Raw genomic sequence first — 731 nt, 5'->3', positions numbered from 1 at the left:
GAGGGCTGACACCTACCGGAGGTCACCTGAGCCCAGCACAATCGCCCGTATGACGATTACCACGGGCGCCGCGCCGCCGCCCACGCAGAACAGGTCTGTCATGCTCGCTCGGGGGTTCTTCACGGGCGGTGTGACGGGGGTGTTCCTGGCGGGCGTCGTTGTCGGGATCGTCCTGGGGAGTGTGCCGCTGATCGTCGGGGGAGCGTTCCTGCTCGCGGTCTACGTCCTGATCCGCTACCTCGCCGGCATGCCGAGGCGGGCCGGGGAAGCGGCGGTCCCGCCGTGCCTGGCCCTCGCGACGATCGAGAGCCGGGAGGCCGTCGTAGGCGAGGCGAGCGATGTACCGGTGAGGTTCGACCTCACCGTCGCACCGGACGACGCACCCGCGTACCGCGTCGAGTTCACCCAGGACATCAACGTGGCCTACCTGCCCGACTGTTCGGCGAGGACGGCACCAGCACCGCGCGGCCGCCGGTCTCCGCCTCCGGCACCTCCTCGGCGTTCACGGTCACCGTGTCGTCGGTGACCGGCACGGTGGCCCTCGGCTCCGGTCAGTCCTTCCTCGGCGAGGGCAGGTTGGGCGGTTCCGTCGCCACGCTCGCCAGAGGCGAGGACCGGCGGCGGGCGCTCACCGTCGCCGTCCAGGAGCGCCTGCTGACGGTCGTCTTCGCCCCGACCGGCACCCCGGCGGCCTCCCGGATCGACCTGGAGTCTCTGCCGTACGATCGTGT

Annotated in this window: 1 protein-coding gene and 1 pseudogene; both read left to right on the top strand. The window is 71.3% G+C overall.

The window, feature by feature from the left end; genetic code table 11:
• Positions 1–49 precede the first annotated feature (49 nt).
• On the top strand, positions 50–526 hold the full coding sequence (locus PUR61_RS02970) for a hypothetical protein (protein WP_329875300.1): 477 nt from the start codon (positions 50–52) through the stop codon (positions 524–526).
• Positions 523–731, top strand: a pseudogene (locus tag PUR61_RS02965) (hypothetical protein); the annotation flags it as partial. The gene PUR61_RS02970 and the pseudogene PUR61_RS02965, both read left to right, overlap by 4 nt.

The organism is Streptomyces sp. BE20 (assembly GCF_036322525.1).
In the GTDB taxonomy this organism is placed as follows: Bacteria; Actinomycetota; Actinomycetes; order Streptomycetales; family Streptomycetaceae; genus Kitasatospora.
This window is presented reverse-complemented; position numbering and strand designations above follow the sequence as displayed.